Source organism: Brachyspira hyodysenteriae ATCC 27164 (assembly GCF_001676785.2).
GTDB lineage: Bacteria > Spirochaetota > Brachyspiria > Brachyspirales > Brachyspiraceae > Brachyspira > Brachyspira hyodysenteriae.
Map to the genome: position 1 here is coordinate 549,825 of NZ_CP015910.2, position 21,217 is coordinate 571,041.

18 protein-coding genes and 1 tRNA gene are annotated in these 21,217 nt (G+C 30.8%); 15 read left to right on the plus strand and 4 right to left on the minus strand.

Features of this window, described 5'->3' with window-relative positions:
• Nucleotides 1-272 precede the first annotated feature (272 nt).
• The 4 genes from BHYOB78_RS02555 to BHYOB78_RS02570 all read left to right on the plus strand — a co-directional run bounded on the left by BHYOB78_RS02555 (nucleotide 273) and on the right by BHYOB78_RS02570 (nucleotide 5,123).
• The gene (locus tag BHYOB78_RS02555) at nucleotides 273-3,410 is read left to right on the plus strand and encodes an efflux RND transporter permease subunit (RefSeq protein ID WP_020064285.1); all 3,138 of its coding nucleotides are present in this window, start codon (nucleotides 273-275) and stop codon (nucleotides 3,408-3,410) included.
• A gap of 30 nt (nucleotides 3,411-3,440) precedes the next feature.
• On the plus strand, nucleotides 3,441-4,316 hold the full coding sequence (rbsK, locus tag BHYOB78_RS02560; protein ID WP_020064284.1) for a ribokinase: 876 nt from the start codon (nucleotides 3,441-3,443) through the stop codon (nucleotides 4,314-4,316).
• A 119-nt stretch (nucleotides 4,317-4,435) separates the two neighbouring features.
• Nucleotides 4,436-4,663, plus strand: a complete 228-nt coding sequence (locus BHYOB78_RS02565) for a hypothetical protein (protein WP_020064283.1) — start codon at nucleotides 4,436-4,438, stop codon at nucleotides 4,661-4,663.
• A 46-nt stretch (nucleotides 4,664-4,709) separates the two neighbouring features.
• The gene (locus tag BHYOB78_RS02570; RefSeq protein WP_020064282.1) at nucleotides 4,710-5,123 is read left to right on the plus strand and encodes a hypothetical protein; all 414 of its coding nucleotides are present in this window, start codon (nucleotides 4,710-4,712) and stop codon (nucleotides 5,121-5,123) included.
• 1 nt (nucleotide 5,124) lies between these two features.
• On the opposite strand, the gene BHYOB78_RS02575 is transcribed toward BHYOB78_RS02570, so the two are convergent.
• Together BHYOB78_RS02575 and BHYOB78_RS02580 are read right to left on the minus strand one after the other, a co-directional pair.
• Complete coding sequence (locus BHYOB78_RS02575) at nucleotides 5,125-5,835, minus strand: LrgB family protein (RefSeq protein ID WP_012671802.1); 711 nt, start codon at nucleotides 5,833-5,835, stop codon at nucleotides 5,125-5,127.
• Between the two features lie 167 nt (nucleotides 5,836-6,002).
• The gene (locus BHYOB78_RS02580; RefSeq protein WP_012671803.1) at nucleotides 6,003-6,362 is read right to left on the minus strand and encodes a CidA/LrgA family protein; all 360 of its coding nucleotides are present in this window, start codon (nucleotides 6,360-6,362) and stop codon (nucleotides 6,003-6,005) included.
• 206 nt (nucleotides 6,363-6,568) lie between these two features.
• Here BHYOB78_RS02580 and rpmG point away from each other — a divergent pair, with 206 nt between their 5' ends.
• The 11 genes from rpmG to BHYOB78_RS02635 all read left to right on the plus strand — a co-directional run bounded on the left by rpmG (nucleotide 6,569) and on the right by BHYOB78_RS02635 (nucleotide 19,066).
• Nucleotides 6,569-6,745, plus strand: coding sequence for a 50S ribosomal protein L33 (gene rpmG, locus BHYOB78_RS02585; RefSeq protein WP_008723772.1), 177 nt, complete (start codon nucleotides 6,569-6,571; stop codon nucleotides 6,743-6,745).
• A gap of 30 nt (nucleotides 6,746-6,775) precedes the next feature.
• A tRNA-Trp gene (locus BHYOB78_RS02590) sits at nucleotides 6,776-6,848 on the plus strand.
• Between the two features lie 42 nt (nucleotides 6,849-6,890).
• A complete protein-coding gene (gene secE / locus BHYOB78_RS02595) occupies nucleotides 6,891-7,211 on the plus strand; it encodes a preprotein translocase subunit SecE (RefSeq protein ID WP_012671804.1) in 321 nt (106 codons plus the stop codon).
• Between the two features lie 5 nt (nucleotides 7,212-7,216).
• Nucleotides 7,217-7,804 (plus strand): transcription termination/antitermination protein NusG, encoded by a 588-nt coding sequence (gene nusG / locus BHYOB78_RS02600; protein ID WP_012671805.1) that lies wholly within the window; start codon nucleotides 7,217-7,219, stop codon nucleotides 7,802-7,804.
• Between the two features lie 44 nt (nucleotides 7,805-7,848).
• Nucleotides 7,849-8,271: a 50S ribosomal protein L11 gene (gene rplK / locus BHYOB78_RS02605; RefSeq protein WP_012671806.1), complete on the plus strand. Its 423-nt coding sequence runs from the start codon at nucleotides 7,849-7,851 to the stop codon at nucleotides 8,269-8,271.
• Nucleotides 8,272-8,346: 75 nt separating this feature from the next.
• The gene (rplA, locus tag BHYOB78_RS02610) at nucleotides 8,347-9,048 is read left to right on the plus strand and encodes a 50S ribosomal protein L1 (protein ID WP_012671807.1); all 702 of its coding nucleotides are present in this window, start codon (nucleotides 8,347-8,349) and stop codon (nucleotides 9,046-9,048) included.
• Between the two features lie 104 nt (nucleotides 9,049-9,152).
• Complete coding sequence (rplJ, locus tag BHYOB78_RS02615; RefSeq protein WP_028331313.1) at nucleotides 9,153-9,677, plus strand: 50S ribosomal protein L10; 525 nt, start codon at nucleotides 9,153-9,155, stop codon at nucleotides 9,675-9,677.
• Between the two features lie 55 nt (nucleotides 9,678-9,732).
• Nucleotides 9,733-10,119 (plus strand): 50S ribosomal protein L7/L12, encoded by a 387-nt coding sequence (gene rplL / locus BHYOB78_RS02620; RefSeq protein ID WP_008728857.1) that lies wholly within the window; start codon nucleotides 9,733-9,735, stop codon nucleotides 10,117-10,119.
• A 126-nt stretch (nucleotides 10,120-10,245) separates the two neighbouring features.
• The gene (gene rpoB, locus BHYOB78_RS02625) at nucleotides 10,246-13,767 is read left to right on the plus strand and encodes a DNA-directed RNA polymerase subunit beta (protein WP_020064281.1); all 3,522 of its coding nucleotides are present in this window, start codon (nucleotides 10,246-10,248) and stop codon (nucleotides 13,765-13,767) included.
• Between the two features lie 19 nt (nucleotides 13,768-13,786).
• Entirely contained in the window at nucleotides 13,787-17,989 is a 4,203-nt protein-coding gene (rpoC, locus tag BHYOB78_RS02630) for a DNA-directed RNA polymerase subunit beta' (RefSeq protein ID WP_012671810.1), read from the plus strand.
• Nucleotides 17,990-18,124: 135 nt separating this feature from the next.
• A complete protein-coding gene (locus tag BHYOB78_RS02635; protein WP_020064280.1) occupies nucleotides 18,125-19,066 on the plus strand; it encodes a TDT family transporter in 942 nt (313 codons plus the stop codon).
• A 64-nt stretch (nucleotides 19,067-19,130) separates the two neighbouring features.
• On the opposite strand, the gene hisD is transcribed toward BHYOB78_RS02635, so the two are convergent.
• A complete protein-coding gene (gene hisD / locus BHYOB78_RS02640) occupies nucleotides 19,131-20,405 on the minus strand; it encodes a histidinol dehydrogenase (RefSeq protein ID WP_012671812.1) in 1,275 nt (424 codons plus the stop codon).
• 10 nt (nucleotides 20,406-20,415) lie between these two features.
• Complete coding sequence (gene hisG / locus BHYOB78_RS02645) at nucleotides 20,416-21,036, minus strand: ATP phosphoribosyltransferase (RefSeq protein WP_012671813.1); 621 nt, start codon at nucleotides 21,034-21,036, stop codon at nucleotides 20,416-20,418.
• Between the last annotated feature and the right edge of the window lie 181 nt (nucleotides 21,037-21,217).

Sequence of the window (21,217 nt, forward strand, 5' to 3'; positions counted from 1 at the left end):
TTTTTTATTATAGAAAATCTGTTTTTCATATACATAAATTGTTATAGTTTTCAATTATAATCTATTTATTAATAATTTAAGAGTTATCTAATTTTATTTAAAATCATTTTAAAAATATTAATTTATATAAAAAATATTATGTTTATATATTATTTTTTATATAAATTACATATAATTCACTTTTACTTGAAACTTTTTTTACATTTTATCGTCTAATATGCTATAATATTAATCAGATATTATAAAATACATATTAAGAAAACAGTTTGATTATGAAGACAATAATAGAAACAGTTGTTAAAAGACCAGTAACTATACTTATGGTTATTGTTTCAGTTATTATATTGGGTGCAGTTAGTCTATCAAAACTTTCAATAGATTTTATGCCTAGTATTGAAGTTCCTTATGTAAGCATTTATACAAGATATAAAAATGCAGGTCCTGAAGAGATAGAAAAATCAGTTACAAAAATCATTGAAGGTGCTGTTGCCACAGTAAATAATATAAAAGAAATTACTTCTACATCAAGAGAAAATGCATCAGATGTAACTATAGAATTTAATTGGGGAACAGATTTGAATGATGCATCAGAAGATATAAGAGAGGCATTAGAACAGGTTATAGACTTACTTCCTGATAGTGCTGAAAAACCTATAATAAGAAAATTCAGTACTGATGATATTTCATTAATGGAAGTTGCTGTTTATGGAATAAATGATCAGGCAGCTTTATATAATATAGCAGATAATCAAATTGCTCCTCAAATAAAACAGGCTAAAGGAGTTGCTCAGGCTGAAGTTTTAGGCGGATTAAAAAATGAAATAAAAATAGATGTTAATTTAAATAGATTAAAAGCATATAATATCAATATCAATGAAATAGCTTCTGTGCTTGCAAGAGATAATAATAATTTGGTAGGAGGACAGGCAAATCAGGGCTTTTACAGATATACAATAAGAACAATGGGAGAGATAAAGAGTCTTGATGATATAAAAAATACAATTATCTCTTTAAAAAAAGATAGTGTTGGAAATTCTTCCGTAGTAAAAATACAGGATTTAGCAGAAGTTTATCAAGGTTATGATGATGATATTAATATAATAAAGATTAACGGAGAAAATTCTATATCAATAGCTGTAAGCAAAGAGTCAGGAGCTAATACTGCTGAAGTTTCAAAGAATGTAATAAAGCAATTAGAAGAATATAATTTTCCTCAAGGCGTAAAATATGAAATAATGTTTAATACAGCAGACAGTATAAATGAGTCTATAGCAGGAGTTCTTGATGCTGCTTGGCAGGGCGGACTTTTTGCCATTATAGTTCTTATGATTTATATGTGGAATATAAGAACTGTATCAATAATAGCGATATCAATACCTATTTCTATAATAGTAACTTTTACTCTTATGTATTTTATGAAGGTTACTTTAAATGTAATATCACTTTCAGGACTTGTACTTGGAATAGGTATGATGGTTGATAATTCTATTGTAGTTCTTGAAAATATATTCTATTACAGACATCATGGATATGGAAAATATTCATCAGCTATTAATGGTGCTTACAAAGTATCGCTTGCCATTTCAGCTTCTACTTTCACTACTATAGCTGTATTTCTTCCTTTTTTATATATTGAGGGTATGGTAAGTCAGATTTTCAGAGATTTATGTATTACAGTTACAGTATCAATGATAGCTTCTTTGTTAGTTGCTATTTTAATAGTACCTATGTTCGGAGCAAGACTCATAACAAATAAAAAATTAAAACTTTTTTCAAAATTTGAATCTTTAAGTAATAAATATATTCATGATAATATGAGTAATATTTATAATAAGATTTTAAATTTTTCTATTAGAAGAAAAAAAACTGTACTTATACCTTCTATTATACTAGTATTTTCTGTAATCTTTTTAGGAGCTATGTTTATTGGTAAGGAAGGATTTCCTAAAACTGATGAAGGGCAGTATATGGTGCGTGTAACTATGCCTATAGGTACTAAATATGAACAGACTCAGTCATTTATTGGTTTGATGGAAAATGATATAAGAGAAATAGTTAAAGACGATTTGATAAAGATTCAGTCGAGGATAAGAAAAGGCGATGAGGCAAATAATGCTAATATAAGAATAGAATTAAAATCCAAAAGTAATGGAAGAAAAGGCACTATTGAAGATTATGTTGAGCTTACAAGAGAAAAACTTCAGAGATATCCAGCTAAAATAAATGTTATGGCATTGGGAACAAGATCAGGAAGCGGAACAGGAGAAGCTATAAGAATAGAAATGCTTGGAGATGATGCTGTACAGGCAAAAGAACTTGGAGATAGAATAGTAAGTGTAATATCAAATATAGACGGTATTAGAGGTGCAATGGTTGATATTGATGAATCAAACAGAGAACTTCAAATATATGTTAATAGAGATATTGCTGCTAAAATGGGGCTTAAAGTTAATGATGTAGCAAGAATAATAAATACAAGTTTTGCAGGAAGAACTGCTACTACAATAACTCCTGACAATTCTGATTTTACAGATGTAGATGTTAATGTTCAGCTTGAAAATATTGATAAAGTTACAATAGATGATGTAAAAAAAGTAAGTATACCTGTAAAAGGAGTATTGATACCATTATCATCTATAGCCGATATAGTAAAAAGTTATGGACCAAATAGAATAGAAAGAAAAGACAGAAAGAGATTTACAGTTGTAATTGCTAGTGTTTATGGAAGACCTTTAAACGAAGTTATTGCTGATATAAAATACAATATAGATAATAATGTGTACATACCAAATGGCATATCTGTAAATTACGGCGGAGATTATGAGGATATGAATGAAGCTTTTTCTCAGTTAATACAGGCTTTGGTTTTGGCTTTAGTTTTAGTTTATGCAATAATGGCAAGTCAGTTTGAATCTTTAATAGCTCCTTTTGTAATAGCATTTGCAATACCTTTTGGTTTTGCCGGTTCTTTGATTGCCTTGTTTATAACTAAGACAACACTTAATGCCTATAGTGCCATAGGTTTCATAGTATTAATTGGAATAGTTGTTAATAATGGTATAGTATTGATAGATTATATGAATCAGCTTATGCATGAAAAACATATAAACGGAGATGAATCTGCCTTGCTTGCAGGAAAAAGAAGATTAAGACCTGTACTTATGACAACGCTTACAACTATATTGGGTATATTGCCTATGACTTTAGGTATAGGAAGCGGAAATGAAATGTATAAACCTTTGGCTATAGCATTATTGGGAGGGTTAGTTGTTTCTACTATGTTTACATTAATCATAGTACCTACAATTTATGCTGGTATTAGAAATAAAATACCTCTTAAAGATTATGATAAGAAAGATCAAGAAAGTGCTAATGATTTTGCTTTAAATAATACTGTAAATGCAAAATAATAAATATTTTCAGTAATTAGAGTTCTTTATATGAGTAAGAAAGTTTTAGTTATAGGAAGCATAAATAAAGATTTAGTTGTAACTGCTCCTCGTTTTCCTAAAGAAGGAGAAACAATATTAGGAAATAGTTTTTATACAGGAAATGGAGGAAAAGGAGCAAATCAGGCTTGTGCCATAGGTAAATTAGGCGGTGATGTAAGTATACTTGGTGCTGTAGGAGATGATAGTTTTGCAAAAGATTTATGCAATGCTTTAATATCTAATAATGTTAATACTGATAATTTAATAGTAAAAAATAATGTTTCTACAGGCATTGCGGTTATTACTGTTACTGAGTATGGTGCAAATAATATTATTGTGGCACAAGGAGCTAATGCTTTAATTACAAAAGATGATATAAAAGAAGAATTAATATCTTTATATGATATAATAGTTATACAGCTTGAAATTCCATTAGAAATAGCTGAATATGCTGCATATATTGCTAAAAAACTAGGAAAAACAGTTGTACTCAATCCTTCTCCGGCTGTAAAGCTAAGCAGAGATTTTTTAAGTTATGCTGATATACTTATTCCTAATGAAACAGAGATAGATATTATAGGCGGTATAGATTATGCATTTGAATGCGGAGTTAAAAATATAATACTTACTTTGGGTGCTAATGGATGCGATTTTATAAATAAAGAAGGAAGAAAACATTTTGATGCTTATAAAGTAAATGTTGTTGATACTACTGCAGCAGGAGATAGTTTTTTGGGCGGAGTTGTAAGAATGATAGCTGATAATAAATCTATAGAAGAAGCTATAATTTTTGCTACAAAAGTTTCTAATATAACAGTTACTAGAAAAGGGGCAATAGATTCTATACCAACTTACGATGAAGTTGTATCTAAAAAATGGTGCTAAATCTCTATGTAAACCATATGTAAATAAATTTTATTTAGTATTTTGTATAAGTATTGACATATTGACTTTTTTTAATATACTAAAAATTATATATAGTAAAACTAAAAGAGATTTTATTTATGAAAAAATACTTATTTATAATATCATTTATGCTGTTGGTTATGTTTTCTGAAAAAGAATGTAAGGGACCTGACGGAGACAGTAAGCCTACACCTTTTAGAAAAGAAACAGAAATGATTTATAGTAAAAAATATAATTTAGATACAGAGGGGATTTTTTATAGTATAATATTATTTGCGATAATTACTTTGCCTTCATTATATATTGTAAATAAGAAAATCAATTAAAAACTATTTATAAAAAACTATTCATTCTAAAATTACGGAGAAGATTATGATAAACATAGAAGACTTAGTAGATGTAGAAGATGCTAATATAAATGAAGATGATTGGAAATTATATAAAGTATTTAAACCTATGAAAATTTTCGGTAAAAAATTAGAAAGTTTGTTTGATATAGGTATTCATAAAGCTTGGAAAGTAGAAGATATAATAAATAATTTGAAAGAACATATCATATTATTATCAGATTCAAGAGAACAATTAAAAACTGCTTATGGCGATTTTATGTTCATAGATGTAGATGATAATTGGTATGATAATTTAGAAATATATAAAATACTAATAAAAATAAATGATGACGGCAGTATAGATTCTAAAGTGGACTGCGGTGATGATGAAAATATATTCAGTGTATATTTTAAGAATAATGATATAATAGATATAATGGAATCTAGAATAAGATAAATTATCTCCATATTATCAAAAGAAGCTTATACAGTATAGGTATAAGTACAACAGATAAAGCACCTGCAATACCTATGGCTAATCCTGACATAGCACCTTCGGTTTCACCTAATTCTATTGCCTTACTTGTTCCTACGGCATGTGAAGATGTTCCGATTGATAGCCCTATAGCCAAAGATGATTTTATTTTGCATATCTTACATACAGTAGGGGCAAGAATAGCTCCTGTAACACCGGATATAATAACTGATAAAATAGTTATAGATTTAATTCCGCCCATATTTGCAGTTATATCTACAGCAATAGCAGTTGTAACAGATTTTGTGAGTAGGGAAGGAAATAAAGCATCTGATATACCCATCAATTTGGCAGATATAAATATTCCTATTATTCCTATTGAGCTTCCTATTGCTATGCTTATAAATATTACAGCCAAATTTGCCTTTAATATAGGAAGATTTCTATATATTGGAAGGGCTAAAACAACAGTAGCAGGTCCTACCAAAGCATTTATAAATTTACCGCCGCTTTCATTATAAACACTATATGGAACTTGCATAAAATATAATGAAAAACCAACTAATATTACGCTTGTTACTAATGGAGTCAAAACAGGGAATTTAGTTTTTACATATATAGTATATGATATTATATATGCAATTAGAGTTATAACTATTGGTATAATAGGGTTTTGTATAAATAATTCTTTCATATATTAATCCTTATTGTTGTTATGCTCGACAAGCAAAATAGTTCCGAGTAATTTCATTACTTGGCAGCTTGTCTCGCTTATTATTGCCATCTTCAACATCTTCAAAATTGTTACTTTATCTTCTATTATAAAATACCTTAGATAAATGAGCTTATTAATTGAATATATTATTTTCTAAATTTTGAAAATAATTTTTCAAAAAACTGTGCTGATAATCCTGTAGCTATCATAATAATTACAGCCATAAATATGCATATTATCACAAATGGTATAATTTCAGCTTTTACATATTGATATTCATCTATTATAGCTAAAGTTCCCGGAATGAATAATAATGACATATTTGCTATTAATAATTCGCTTGCTTCATCTATATGACTTTCTTTTACTATTCCTGTTAATAGCAGAAAAAATAAAAGCATCATACCTATTACATTTCCAGGTATAGGAAGTTTTAATGTTTTGCTTAAAATATCTGATATTGAATATATAGAAAATATTACAGCAAATTGTTTAATGAGTTTCATTTTTATTCCATTTTTATAAATATTTTTAAATTTTTGGTATAGATTATATATATTAATTTATTGTTTTTCAATAGAAAAAGTTTACAAAATATAATATATTTATTTATATTTTATATTGACATAAAATATGTTTAGGTATATAATAGCATACCTTGTAAATTATAGGTTATCTGAAATTTGTTTAAGATAAATTTAAGGAGCAAAAAATGGCAGGTGCTAAAGTAAAAACAGAACAAATACATCTTCAATGCACAGAATGCAAAAGAAAGAATTATATAACAACAAAAAATAAACAAAATGTTCCAGAAAAATTGGAATTAAAAAAATATTGCCCTCATGATAAAAAACATACAATTCATAAGGAATTAAAAGTATCAAGATAAATAATTCTATAACAGAATGTTTATAAATTTGGGTCAGTAGTTCAATTGGTAGAGCACCGGTCTCCAAAACCGGGTGTTGCAGGTTCGACTCCTGTCTGACCTGATTGTTTTCTAAATTGTTGTAATATAATTTAAGGTAATATTTATGGCTGATAAAAAGAAAAATAATATAATTGATTCTATCAAAGAGATAAAAAAGGAACTCTTTGAAAGAAGTGTTTGGCCTACTCGTCAAGATGTAATAAATCAGACAGTTGTTGTTATAATATTGCTTATTTTAGCATCAGCTTTTTTGGGGGCTGCTGATTACGTTGTAACATTTTTGACAAGGGCTTTACTTGACGGTTCTATTTTGAGTAGCTTGATATCTTCTAAAATTACATTAGTTTTATTACTTGCTGTAGTTGTTTTGTTTGTAATATATTTTGCTATTCGCTATATGAGAAAAAATAGATATAATAGGTGAAAAACATGTCTGAAGAAATATCTGATATAAAAGATTATAAATGGTATATAGTTCATACTCAGCACGGCTATGAAAATAAAGTTCGTGAACGTATAGAAAAAAGAGCTAAAGAAAATGGTATGACAGATCTTATAGTTGACATATATATACCTTCAGAAACAGTAACTTCTACAAAAAATGGTAAAAAAGTATCAAAAGAGGAATTCTTTTATCCTGGTTATGTTTTAGTGAAAATGGTAATGAATGATGCTACACAATCTATGGTTAGAAGAACTCCAGGTGTTGCAGGCTTTATAGGAAGTCATGCTACAACTAAAGAAGAAGGTAATATTATTCCTACTCCTTTAAGTGAATCAGATGTTGCACGTATATTTGAAAATAGAGAAGATAAGTCTAAAACAGGTATCAATGAAATCATTGGAATGGAATTTGATATAGGTGAAAAGGTTCAGGTAATAGACGGACCTTTCAATGGACTTAATGGTATAATAGAAAATATTAATTCTGATAAAGGTAGAGTAACAGTAAAAATAGAAATATTCGGAAGAAGTACTCCTACAGAATTAGAATTTAGTAAAGTAAAAAAGTTATAATTTAATAAGATATTAAAAAATAAATAAATCAAGAGGTAGTAAAAATGGCTAAAAAAGTGGTTGGTATTGTAAAGGTTCGCATACCAGGCGGAGAGGCAACTCCTGCTCCTCCATTAGGACCTGCATTGGGTCAGAAGCAGATACAAATAGCCGCTTTCGTTAAGGATTTTAATGCTAAAACTTCTAAAATGAAAGGTCAGCTATTGAATACTTACATAACAGTGTATGAAGATAAAACTTATACATTCGTTACTAAAGGAACATCTACTTCTACATTAATTAAAAAGAAATTGGGCATAGAAAAAGGTTCTGGAGAGCCTAACAAAACTAAAGTTGCTACAATCAATCAAAAGCAGCTTGAAGAAATTGCTCAGGAAAAAATGGCTTATATGTCAGCTAATGATATAGAAGCAGCTAAAAAAATAGTTGCGGGTACAGCTCGTGCTATGGGTATTAAAGTAGAATAATAATTAAGAAGCATACCATTTATTAATTGATAATAAATGGGAGTAAACGTTTGAAAGAAAAGGAAGAAAACAATTATGGCTACAAAAGAGAAAAAAATAGGTGGCAAACGTTACGACGCTATAAGAAAGCAAGTAGAGAAATTAAGACTCTATTCCGTAGATGAAGCTATTGAATTAGCTAAGAAAAACGCTACCTGTAAATTTGATGAAACTATTGAGGTAACAATAAACCTTAATATCTTACCTAAACACTCAATAAGAGATACATTATCATTCCCAAATGCTTTCGGTAAAGAAAAAAGAGTAGTAGTATTTGCACAAGGTGAAAAAGCTGATGAGGCAAAAGCTGCTGGTGCTATGGAAGTTGGTTTTGAAGATTTAATTGACAAAGTTAAAGGCGGATATACAGACTTCGATGTTGCTATTGCTACTCCAGATTTGATGAAAGAAGTAGGTAAATTGGGACAAATTCTTGGAAGAAAAGGACTTATGCCTAACCCTAAAACAGGAACAGTTACTCTTGACATAGCTCAGGCAGTAAAAAGTTTCAAAGCTGGAAGAATGGAATACAGAGCTGATAAAAACGGTATTGTAAGAATGGGTATAGGAAAAGCATCAATGGATGTTAATAAGTTAAATGAAAATTTCAAAGTATTCTATGATGAAATTTTAAGAAAAAAACCTACAGATTTAAAAGGTGAATATATTAAAGCAGTAGGTGTAACATCTACAATGGGTGTAGGTATAAAAATAGATCATAAAAGAATCAAAATGTAATTAATTTAGCGATAAACTTATTTTGTTTAAGCGAAGTCATATTTTGTGATCCCATTATATGAATAGTATTATCAAAATAGTTTAATATAATAGAGGTGGTATTTATGCCTAATAAGAAAAACATTGAAACAGTATCATTGCTTAAAGAAACTATGGGAGGATGTGCTGGTTTAGTATTCTTCGATTACAGAGGAGTAACAGTAGCACAGCTTACAGAGTTAAGACGTGAATTAGCAAAGACTTCTTCTTCAATGAAAATATGTAAAAACTCTTTAGTTGATATTGCTTTAAAAGAGTTAGGCAGAGAAGTAAAAGATGAGATGTTCGTTAATCCTACAGCTGTAGTATTTGCTAAGGAAGATGTTCCTAGCGCAGCTAAAGTAATAAGCGAAGCATCTAAGAAAAATGATAAAATAAAAATCAAAGGCGGCTATATGGGTGAAGATTTGCTTAATCCGGCAGATGTTCAAGTAGTAGCTAATATTCCGCCAAGAGAAGTTTTACTTTCTCATCTTGTTACAGCACTCGAGTCTCCTATATCAAGCTTGGCAAACAGCTTGCAAAGCGTTATATCAGAACTTGCTTATGTGCTTGACAGTGTTGAAGAAGAAAAGAAAAAATCAGCTTAATATGCTGACAAATTATTAATTAAAAAACTATTTAACAATTTTAAGGAGATAAACAATGGCTTTAAGTAAAGAAGAAATATTACAAGCAATAGAAGAAATGAAAGTTATAGAGCTTCATGAATTAGTAGAAGCTATTAAAGAAAAATTCAATGTAACAGCAGCTATGCCAGTTGCAGCAGTAGCAGCAGCTCCTGCAGGCGGTGCAGCAGCTCCAGCTGAAGAAGAGAAAAATGAATTCGATATCATTCTTACAGGTTTTGATGCAGCTCAAAAAATTGCTCTTATTAAAGAAGTTAGAGCAGTTAGCGGCTTAGGATTAAAAGAAGCTAAAGATGCTGTTGAAAAAGGCGGAGAAACAATCAAATCAGGCGTTTCTAAAGAAGAAGCTGCAGCTATTAAGAAACAATTAGAAGCTGCTGGTGGTAAAGTTGAAGTTAAATAATTATTTTTGTAAACATATCATTAACATTTAATGATTCGTATATAGGAAGGGTATGAGTCTTTATACCCTTCTTATTAGTGTATTAAGTCAGTAAAACTAAAAGCGTAAAAGCGGAGATCTTTTAATATGGCCAATAATATTCAGATAGATAATAAAGTATATCCGGAAAGAGGGGTAGAGTTCGCAAAAAAATATAGGATGGAAAACGGACGTGTAAACTTTTCACGCACCGCTTCTGTAATAGAACCTCCCGATCTCCTCGCTATACAAAAAGAATCTTATGAAAGCTTCCTTCAAAAGGATGTTCCTGAAAATAAGAGAAAAAATGAGGGATTGCAGGAAGTTTTGACTTCTATATTCCCTATAGTAGCTTCTAATGAAAAGATGCAAATAGAATTTATTTCTTACTCTATAGGTGAGCCTAAAATTACAGAAAAAGAGGCTAGAAGAAGAGATAAAACTTATGCTTATCCTTTTAAAATAAAAGTACAATTAACAGTAAGAGACCCTGAAAGAATCATTGAACAGGAAATATTTGTGGGTGATATACCTGCTATGACAGACAGAGGTACATTCATTGTTAATGGTGCTGAACGTGTTATAGTTTCTCAGATTCATAGATCTCCAGGTGTAGTTTTCAACCGCAGCGACAGAGATGCTATGTTCGTAGCTAAGATAATTCCAGATAGAGGTACTTGGCTTGAATTTGAACTCGATACCAAAAAAGATATAATGTATGTTAGAATAGACAGAAAGAAAAAACTTCCTGTTACTGTATTTTTAAGAGCTATTGGTATCACAACTAATGAAGAAATTTTGAAATTATTTTATGAAGTAGATAATATATCATTAGAAAAACTTTCAGATGAAAATTCTAAAGAGGCTTTAATAGGTAGAAGATCTTATTCTACAGTATATGATACAGAAAACCCTGATGAAATTATATTGAATCCGGGCGAACTTATCAACCCTAACTTAGCTGAAAGACTTTTAATGAGCGGTATTAAAGAAATATCCGTATTAAATATGGAAGCAATAAAAGACAATGTTACCATAATTAATACTTTAGATAAAGATACAACTAAAAACCAAGAAGAGGCTTGTACTAAAATATATAATGTTATAAGACCTGGAGAGCCTGCTTTAATAGAAAACGTTGTAAGAACTTGTAATGATTTAGTATTTGACCCTAAATCCTATGCTTTAGGAGATGTGGGACGTTATAAATTAAACAAAAGATTGAATTTCCCAGAAAGCGAACAGGATAAAGTTTTAAGACATAAAGATATAATAGAAACTATTCGCTTTTTGATTAAAGTATTCATAAACGAAGAACAATTGGATGATATTGACCATTTAGGAAACAGACGCGTAAGAAGTGTAGGTGAATTATTATCTATACAAATAAAAGCCGGCTTCACTAGAATGGAGCGTATAGCTAAAGAAAGAATGCAGATGCAGGATATGGAGGCAGTAACTCCTCAATCTCTTGTAAGCATTAAACTTATACAGGCTGTAATAAAAGAGTTCTTCGGTACAAACCAATTATCTCAGTTCATGGATCAGAACAACCCATTATCAGAGATTACACATAAAAGAAGATTAAATGCCTTAGGTCAGGGAGGTCTTACAAGAGACAGAGCAGGTTTCGAAGTAAGAGACGTACACCATACACACTATGGTAAAATATGTCCTATTGAAACTCCTGAAGGTCCAAACATCGGACTTATAGTATCTCTTGCTACTTATGCTAAAATTAATAAGCATGGTTTCTTAGAGACTCCATATAGAAAGGTTGTTGATGGAAAAGTAACAGATGAAATAGAATATTTGACAGCTCATGATGAGGAAAAATATCATATAGCAGATGCTAATGCTCCTTTGAATGAAGACGGTACTTTCAAAGATAATCTTATTTCAACAAGATTCAGAAGTGAATTCCCATATTCTTCACCAGATCAGGTACAGTATATGGACGTTTCACCTCAGCAGATTGTATCACTTTCAAGCTCATTGATACCATTCTTAGAGCATGACGACGCTAACAGAGCATTGATGGGTTCAAACATGCAGCGTCAAAGTGTACCTCTTTTGTATCCTGAAGCTCCTATAGTTGGTACAGGTGTAGAAGCAAAAATATGTCAGCCTGGTACAGGTATAGCAGTTCATGCAAAAAGAGCAGGTAAAGTTATTAAAGTAGTTCATAATGAAATCGTTATAAAACCTACTAAACAAAACAGTGATGATGATTTAGATGTATATGAATTAGTAAAATATCAGAGAACTAACCAAGATACAAATTATCACCAAAGACCAGTTGTTAATGTTGGCGATGTAGTTAAGGCTGGAGGACTTTTAGCTGACGGACCTGCTACAGATCATGGTGAATTAGCATTAGGAAGAAATGTTCTTGCTGCTTTCATGATTTTTGAAGGATATAACTTCGAGGATGCTATTCTTTTAAGCAGAAGATTAGTTCAGGAAGATGTATTTACTTCCATACACATAGAAGAGTTTTCAGTTGAAGCTCGTGAAACAAAATTAGATAAAGAAAATATTACTAGAGATATACCTAATGTATCAGATGCAGCTTTCAAAAATTTGGATGAAAGAGGTATCGTAAGAATAGGTGCTAAAGTAAAAGCAGGAGATATATTAGTTGGTAAAGTAACTCCTAAAGGTGAAACAGAAATCACTCCTGAATACAGACTTCTTCACTCAATATTCGGTGAGAAGGCTAGAGATGTAAAAGATACTTCTTTAAGAGTTCCTCATGGTAAAGATGGTACTGTTATAGATGTAAGAGTTTACAGCAGAGAAAACGGTGATGAATTAAAGCCTGGCGTAGAAGAAGTTGTAAAAGTATTCCTTGCTAAAAAGCGTATAATACAGGAAGGTGACAAAATGGCAGGTCGTCACGGTAACAAAGGGGTTGTTGCTAGAATCATGCCTATAGAAGATATGCCATTCTTAGAAGATGGTACTCCTGTAGATATATGTCTTAACCCATTGGGTGTACCTTCTCGTATGAACATTGGTCAGGTTATTGAGATGTTGCTTAGTTGGTCTGGTCATAAAATGGGACTTAAATATGCTTGTCCTGTATTTGAAGGTCCTAAGGAAGAGGCTTTAAGAGAAGCATTCGTTGCAAGCGGTATGAATCCTAATGGTAAAGTTAGACTTTATGACGGAAGAACAGGAGAGCCTTTCAAAAATGATGTAGCTGTAGGATATATGTATATGCTTAAGCTTAATCACTTGGTTGAAGACAAAGTACATGCTAGAAGTACAGGTCCTTACTCACTTGTTACTCAGCAGCCTTTGGGAGGTAAATCTCAATTCGGAGGTCAGAGATTAGGAGAGATGGAAGTTTGGGCATTAGAGGCTTATGGAGCTGCTAATATGCTTCAAGAGTTCTTAACTGTTAAATCAGATGATATGACAGGACGTGCTAGAATATATGAATCCATTGTTAAAGGCGATGTTATATCCTCTCCGGGTATACCAGAAAGCTTTAACGTATTAGTTCAAGAGCTTAGAGGTTTGGGTCTTAATATTACTATTCATGATGAAGAAGGCAATCAGCTTCCTTCTACTGAAAAAGAACTTAGACAAAAAACTAAGAAACAAACCAAGATTTTTAAATAATTAGGAGAAGTTTAGGTATATGCAATTTTCAAACTTTGACCAAATAAAAATTAGTATAGCAAGTCCTCAGGTTATGAGAGAATGGAGTTATGGTGAAGTAAAAAAACCTGAAACTATCAACTACAGAACTTTAAGACCTGAAAGAGACGGACTTTTTTGTGAAAAGATATTCGGAACTACTAAAGAATATGAATGTTACTGCGGTAAATTCAAAAGTATTCGTTATAAAGGTGTAGTTTGTGATAAATGTGGTGTTGAAGTTACTCATTTCAAAGTTAGAAGAGAGAGAATGGGGCATATAGAATTAGCTGCTCCTGTTGCTCATATTTGGTATTATAGAAACACTCCTTCAAGAATAGGACTTCTTCTAAATATGAATATAGCTCATTTAAGAAGCGTACTTTATTTTGAAAGATATGTTGTTATTGATGCTGGAGATAGTTCTTATTCTAAAGGCGATCTTTTAACTGAAGATGAATATAATGAAGCTTTAGATAGATATGGTGATAATATAAGAATAGGTATAGGTGCTGAGGGCATAAGAGATATGCTTAAAGACCTTGATATGGACGAAGAAATCAGAAAACTCAGAGAGGAAATGATTAAAAAAGGTGAAAAGAGTGATAGGCGTTTAAGAAAACGTCTTGAAATCTTTGAAGACTTTAAAGCAAGCGGAAATGATCCTACTTGGATGATACTTGATGTAGTTCCTGTTATTCCTCCAGAGTTAAGACCTATGGTTCAGCTTGACGGCGGAAGATTCGCTACTTCAGATTTGAATGATTTATATAGAAGAGTTATAAACAGAAATATTCGTTTAAGAAGATTATTGGTTTTAAGAGCTCCTGATATTATCATAAGAAATGAAAAGAGAATGTTGCAAGAAGCAGTTGATGCTTTATTTGATAACAGCAGAAGAAAGAAAGTAGTTAAAGGACCAGGAAACAGACCTTTAAAATCTCTTTCTGATATGCTTAAAGGTAAGCAAGGTCGTTTCAGACAGAACCTTTTAGGTAAACGTGTTGACTATTCAGGCCGTTCTGTTATCGTTGCAGGTCCTAGACTTAAAATGCATCAATGCGGACTTCCTAAAAAAATGGCTGTAGAATTATTCAAGCCATTCATAATGAAAAAATTAGTTGAAATTAATTCAGCTCATAATATAAAATCTGCTAAAAGATTTGTAGAAGAGGGCAGAGAAGAAGTTTGGGGAGTATTGGAAGATATTGCTAAAGAACATCCAGTTCTATTAAACAGAGCACCGACTCTTCACAGACTTGGTATTCAGGCATTTGAACCTGTACTTGTTGAAGGAAAAGCAATTCAGCTTCACCCATTAGTATGTCACGCTTATAACGCTGACTTTGACGGTGACCAGATGGCTGTACATACTCCGCTTTCTGCTGAGGCTCAGATTGAGGCTTGGACTTTGATGCTTGCTCCTCATAATATATTAAACCCTGCCAACGGTGAACCTATTGTTAACCCTACACAGGATATAGTACTTGGTATCAGCTATCTTACTAAATTAAGAACAGGAAGTAAAGGTGAAGGAAAGATATTCTCATCTCCTAAAGATGCTTTACTTGCTTATGATAATAATTTGGTAGAGCTTGAATCAAGAATTAAAGTTTTAATGAAAAATAAAGACGGAGAGGAAGAATTCGTTGAAACTTCTGTAGGAAGATTAAAATTCAATGAAGTTATTCCTGAAGATTTCAGATATCAAAACAGAGATTTTAACAGTAAAGATTTAGCTAAATTCATTCATGAAGTATATTTAAAACATGGCACAGCTGTAACAGTTAATATGCTTGATGATATTAAAGAACTTGGTTATCAAAGTGCTACAGTATTTGGTTCTACTATTTCTATTGCTGATATACTTATACCTCCGATGAAAAAACAAGAAATCGAGGAAGCTACTAAACAGGTAGAGTTCATTGAAAATCAGTATATGAACGGTATTATCACTACTGAAGAGAAAAAGCAGAAGGTTATGGACCTTTGGACTACAGTTGAAGGTAGAATAACTGAAGCTATGATGGATAATTTAAGACAGGATCAAGACGGATTTAATCCTGTATATATAATGGCTGATTCCGGTGCGAGAGGTTCTAAACAGCAGATAAGACAGCTTGCTAGTATGAGAGGTTTGATGGCTAAGCCTTCAGGTGAGATTATCGAACTTCCTATTATTTCAAACTTTAAAGAAGGTCTTACTGTACAGGAATACTTTATTTCTACTCACGGTGCTAGAAAAGGTCTTGCAGATACAGCATTAAAGACTTCAAGTGCTGGTTATCTTACTAGAAAACTAGTTGATGTTGCTATTGGGGTTGTTGTTTCAGAGCATGACTGCGGTACTGTTAAAGGTATTGCTATAGAGGCTATAAAAAACGGAGATGAAATCAAAAAATCTCTTAAAGAACGTGTTGTTGGTTTCTTTACAAGCGAGCATATATATCATCCTGTTACTAAAGAGCTTATATGTTCTGCTAATACTGAAATTACAGAAGAAATAGGTGATTTAATAGAGAAAGCTGGTATAGAAAAAATCAGCATTAGACATCCTCTTACTTGTGAAAGCAGAATGGGTGTATGTCAGAAATGTTATGGTAGAAGTTTATCTACTAATAACCTTGCTTCTATTGGGGAGGCTGTTGGTGTAGTTGCTGCTCAAAGTATTGGTCAGCCTGGTACACAGCTTACAATGAGAACTTTCCACATCGGTGGTGTTGCTACTCAGATGGTAGAAGAAAATGAAATTAAGGTCAATTATCCTATATATATAGAACAATTCTCTAACTATGTTGTTCAGCCTAATGGTATTAAAATAACAGCTAGAAAAGGTGATTTGGTTATTAGAAGAGTTTTAGATAAATGGGAAAAATCTACTCTAAAAGATATTATAACTGAACATAATACTAAAGTACTTATAGGAGATGTTATAGCTACTCTTAAAGATGGTACAGAAATTAAAGCTACTTATAATGGTACTTTCAAAATCACTGATGATGATAAATATATAATGATTACAGGTGATAAGCATACAATTGTAATTAAAGTTGGAAGTGAATATAAAGTAGATGAACATGTATTCATAGAAGCTAATACAGTTATTGCTAGCTTCGATACTTATAACGAACCTATCATTTCTGAAAAATCCGGTATTGTAAGATATCAGGACATCATACCTGGCAGAACTTTGGTTGAAGAAATAGACGATCAAACAGGTAATAAAACTAATATTATTCAAGAGTTTAAAGATTCTAGCATGCAGCCTAAGATATTGATCGTAGGTGATAATGATACTTTTGAAACTGATATACCTAATGGTGCTCAGCTTATGGTAGAAAATAACCAAAAAGTTGAAGTAGGAGAGGTTATTGCTAAAACTACTCGTATACAGCAGAAAAGTAGGGATATTACAGGAGGTCTTCCAAGAGTACAGGAATTACTTGAGGCTCAGAAACCTAAAGATACTGCTATTATTGCTGGTATTGACGGTGAGGTTGAAATCGGAGGTTCTCATAAGGGTAAAAAAGTAGTTAAAATCAGAAATGAATTTGATGAAACTAAACACTTAGTACCTCATGGTAAAATGTTATTGGTAAGAAACGGAGACCAAGTAAAAACAGGTACTCAGTTATGTGCTGGTAAAATAAACCCTCATGATATATTGGAAACACAAGGGGATTTGGCTTTACAAACTTATTTGCTTGAAGAAATTCAAACAGTATACAATCAGCAGGGTGTAGGTATTAACGATAAGCACTTCGCTCTTATCATAAGACAGATGCTTAGAAGACTTGAGATAACTGATCCAGGCGATACTAAATATATTGTTGGTCAGTATGTTGATAAATATGAGTTTGAAGAAGAAAACAGACGTTATGAAGAGGCTGGCGGTTCTCCTGCAAGCGGTAAGCCTGTACTTTTAGGCTTAACTAAGGCTGCTCTTAATACTGAAAGCTTTATATCTTCTGCTTCATTCCAAGAAACTACTAAAGTATTGACTAATGCTGCTATTAAAGGAAAAGTTGATAAATTGCTTGGATTAAAAGAAAATGTTATTATAGGACACTTAATACCTGCTGGTACTGGTGTTAAATTATATAATAAACTTCATGTTTACAACAAGCAAAGCGGAGACTTGGATAAGAAAGATAATATAGATAATAGTGCTAAAGAAGAAGAAGTTATGCAGATAACTGTATAAATAAATCATTTCAATAAAGGAGGTTTTCATAAGTACTTATGGAAACCTCTTTAATTATATTGATTATCAATTTCTAATTTAAAAAGTCTTAATAATGAATAATTCAAAAATCTAAATAATAAAGTGTAACAAAAAATGATAAGTAAAATTAATAAAATGCCTTTGGCTCTCACTGGTTTAGCACTTGGTGTAGGAGGTATATTTAATGCTTGGACTATATTCACAGGTATTAAATATTTTGCATATATAGGTGCTTTAATCTCATCTATTTTAATATTAACCATTATAACTAAGATATTTTCATCATTCGGAGCTTTTCTTAATGATTTAGAGCATCCTGTTGCAGGAAGCACTATTCCTACTCTTGATATGGCTGTTATGGTAATATCATCTTCAGTAGTTCAATTTGTAAAACCCCTTGGTGTTGCTATGTGGTTTACAGCGATTGCAGTTCATGTGATATTTGCTTTTACTTTTTTAGCTCATAGAATCAATTTGAAAGATTTGCACCATATACTTCCTAGCTGGTTTGTTCCTCCTGTAGGTATAGTTGTAGCTGCCGTTACTGGTACTAATATGGGATTTCCTCAAGTATCTCAAGTGATAGTTTATATAGGCACAGTTCTATATATTATACTATTTCCATTTATATTTTATAGAATAATTTTTCATGATCCTTTGGCTGATGACAGATTTCCTGCATTTGCAGTAATGGGAGCACCTGCTAATCTTTGTTTATGCGGTTATTTAAGTGCATTTACTGATTATAATACTGCTTTACTTAATTTTCTTTTGGCATTGGGTTTATTTACTACATTCAAAGTATATTTATCTCTTATAAGGGCTTTTCAAATAAAATTTATACCTTTATTTGCAGCTTATACTTTCCCTTTGGCGGTTGGTGCTCAAGCATTACTTAAATATGCTAATTATTCAAAAAGTGTTAATGGACAGTATTATTATATATGGAATATTGTTTCTATATTCGAACTTGTAGTTGCAAGTGTGATGATAATTTATGTATTTGTTAATATGATGTTCTTCGTTCACAATAATGTTATAAAAGACAAGAAATAATCTTTTATAATAAATATATTTATATTACTAAAATAAAGTAATATAAATATATTTTTATTCTATGTTAAAACCTTACTTTTACAGAATTGGCATGTGCTTCTAAACTTTCATGCTCTGCAAAATTGATTATATTGTCTTTTACTTTTTCTAATGCATCTTTAGTGTAGTAAGTTATATAAGATTTCTTTATAAAGTCATCTACAGACAAAGGAGAAGCAAATTTAGCTGTTCCGCTTGTAGGTATTACATGGTTTGCTCCTGATAAATAATCGCCTAATGCTTCAGGTGTATAATCTCCTAAGAATATTGAACCTGCATTTTTTATTTTGCTTAATACCGAGAAAGGCTCTTTTATGCTAATCTCTAAATGCTCTGGTGCTATTTCATTATTTATATATATTGCTTCATCTATAGTTTCAGTTATTATTATTCTTCCGTTATTTTCTATAGATTCCATTGCTATGTCTTTACGGCTTAATTTTTCTAATTGTTTGTATAATTCTTCTTTTGTTTTTTCTGCTATTTCTTTGCTTGTTGTTACTAATATGCTTGAAGCTAATTTATCATGTTCAGCCTGTGCAAGCATATCAGAAGCTATATGTATATGATTTGCTGTTTCATCTGCTATTATTAATACTTCGCTAGGGCCTGCCACCATATCAATAGAAACTTCACCGTATACAAGTCTTTTAGCCATAGCAACATATATATTTCCAGGTCCTACTATTTTATATACTTTTGGAATAGACTCTGTACCGTAACTTAAAGCTGCTATTGCCTGAGCACCGCCTGTTTTAAATACTCTGTTTACTCCTGCTATTTTTGCTGCTGCTAATATATTAGCATTTATTTTTCCTTCTTTATTTGGAGGAGATACTAATATTATTTCATTTACTCCGGCTACTTTTGCAGGTATTACATTCATAAGCACTGTTGAAGGATAAACTGCTGTGCCACCAGGTATATAAACTCCAACTTTTTCTATTGGGTTTATAATCTGTCCCATTACTATACCGTCTTCTTCATTTGTTATATAGCTATTTCTTAATTGTTTTTTATGGAATTTTTCTATATTGTTATAGGCTAGCTTTAATGTTTCTTTAAACTTTTCATCAACTCTGTTATATGCTTCTTCAATTTCTTTTTCTGTTACTTCTAAATTGTCTATTTCAGCATTATCAAACATCTTAGCATATTTTTTTAATGCATTATCTCCATTTTGTTTTACATCTTCTAATATGGCCTTTACTTTTTCATTAACATCATCATGACTGAATTGGCTTCTTAATAATATATCATCTAATGATTTGCATTCTTTATAATTAATTACTTTTATCATAAAATTTCCCTTATAAAACTTCTTCTATATTTTTTATTATAGTTTTTATTAAATCATTTTTAAACTTATAGCTTACTTTATTGACTATTAGTCTTGCACTTATATAATCAATGATTTCTTTTATAACTGTGAGATTATTTTCCCTCAATGTGCTTCCTGTTTCTACTATATCAACTATCACATCAGAAAGATTAAGTATAGGAGCCAACTCAATAGAACCATTTAATTTTATTATTTCAACATCTCTGTTAATAGAATTAAAATAATTTTTTGATATATTAACATACTTTGTAGCAACTCTTAATCTTCTTTCAATATCTTCTTTATATCCATTTACAGATGCCATACAAACTCTGCATTTTCCAAATTTCAAATCAAGAAGTTCGTATACATCATGATTATTTTCAAGAAGTATATCTTTTCCTACAATACCTATATCAGCAACCCCTTTCTCAACATATATTCCAACATCAGAAGGTTTTACTATTAGGTATCTTACATTTTTATCTTTGTTTTCAAATACTAATTTTCTATTATCTTCTAATAGTTCTTTATTTTCATAACCTATCTTTTCAAATAGAGTATATACTTTATTTACTAATCTTCCTTTAGGTAATGCTATATTAATCATAATCTGTATTCTTTAATATGTTTTAAATTTTAAAAAACATTATAATATAATAAAAGATTTTTTCAAATAGTAATATTTAAAAAGTTTGAAATATTTGTTTTATATTATTAAAATAAATAATGTGAAACAAGGTATCAATATACTATTTATAAATTTAGATACTGTATAAAGAATTTTGCGT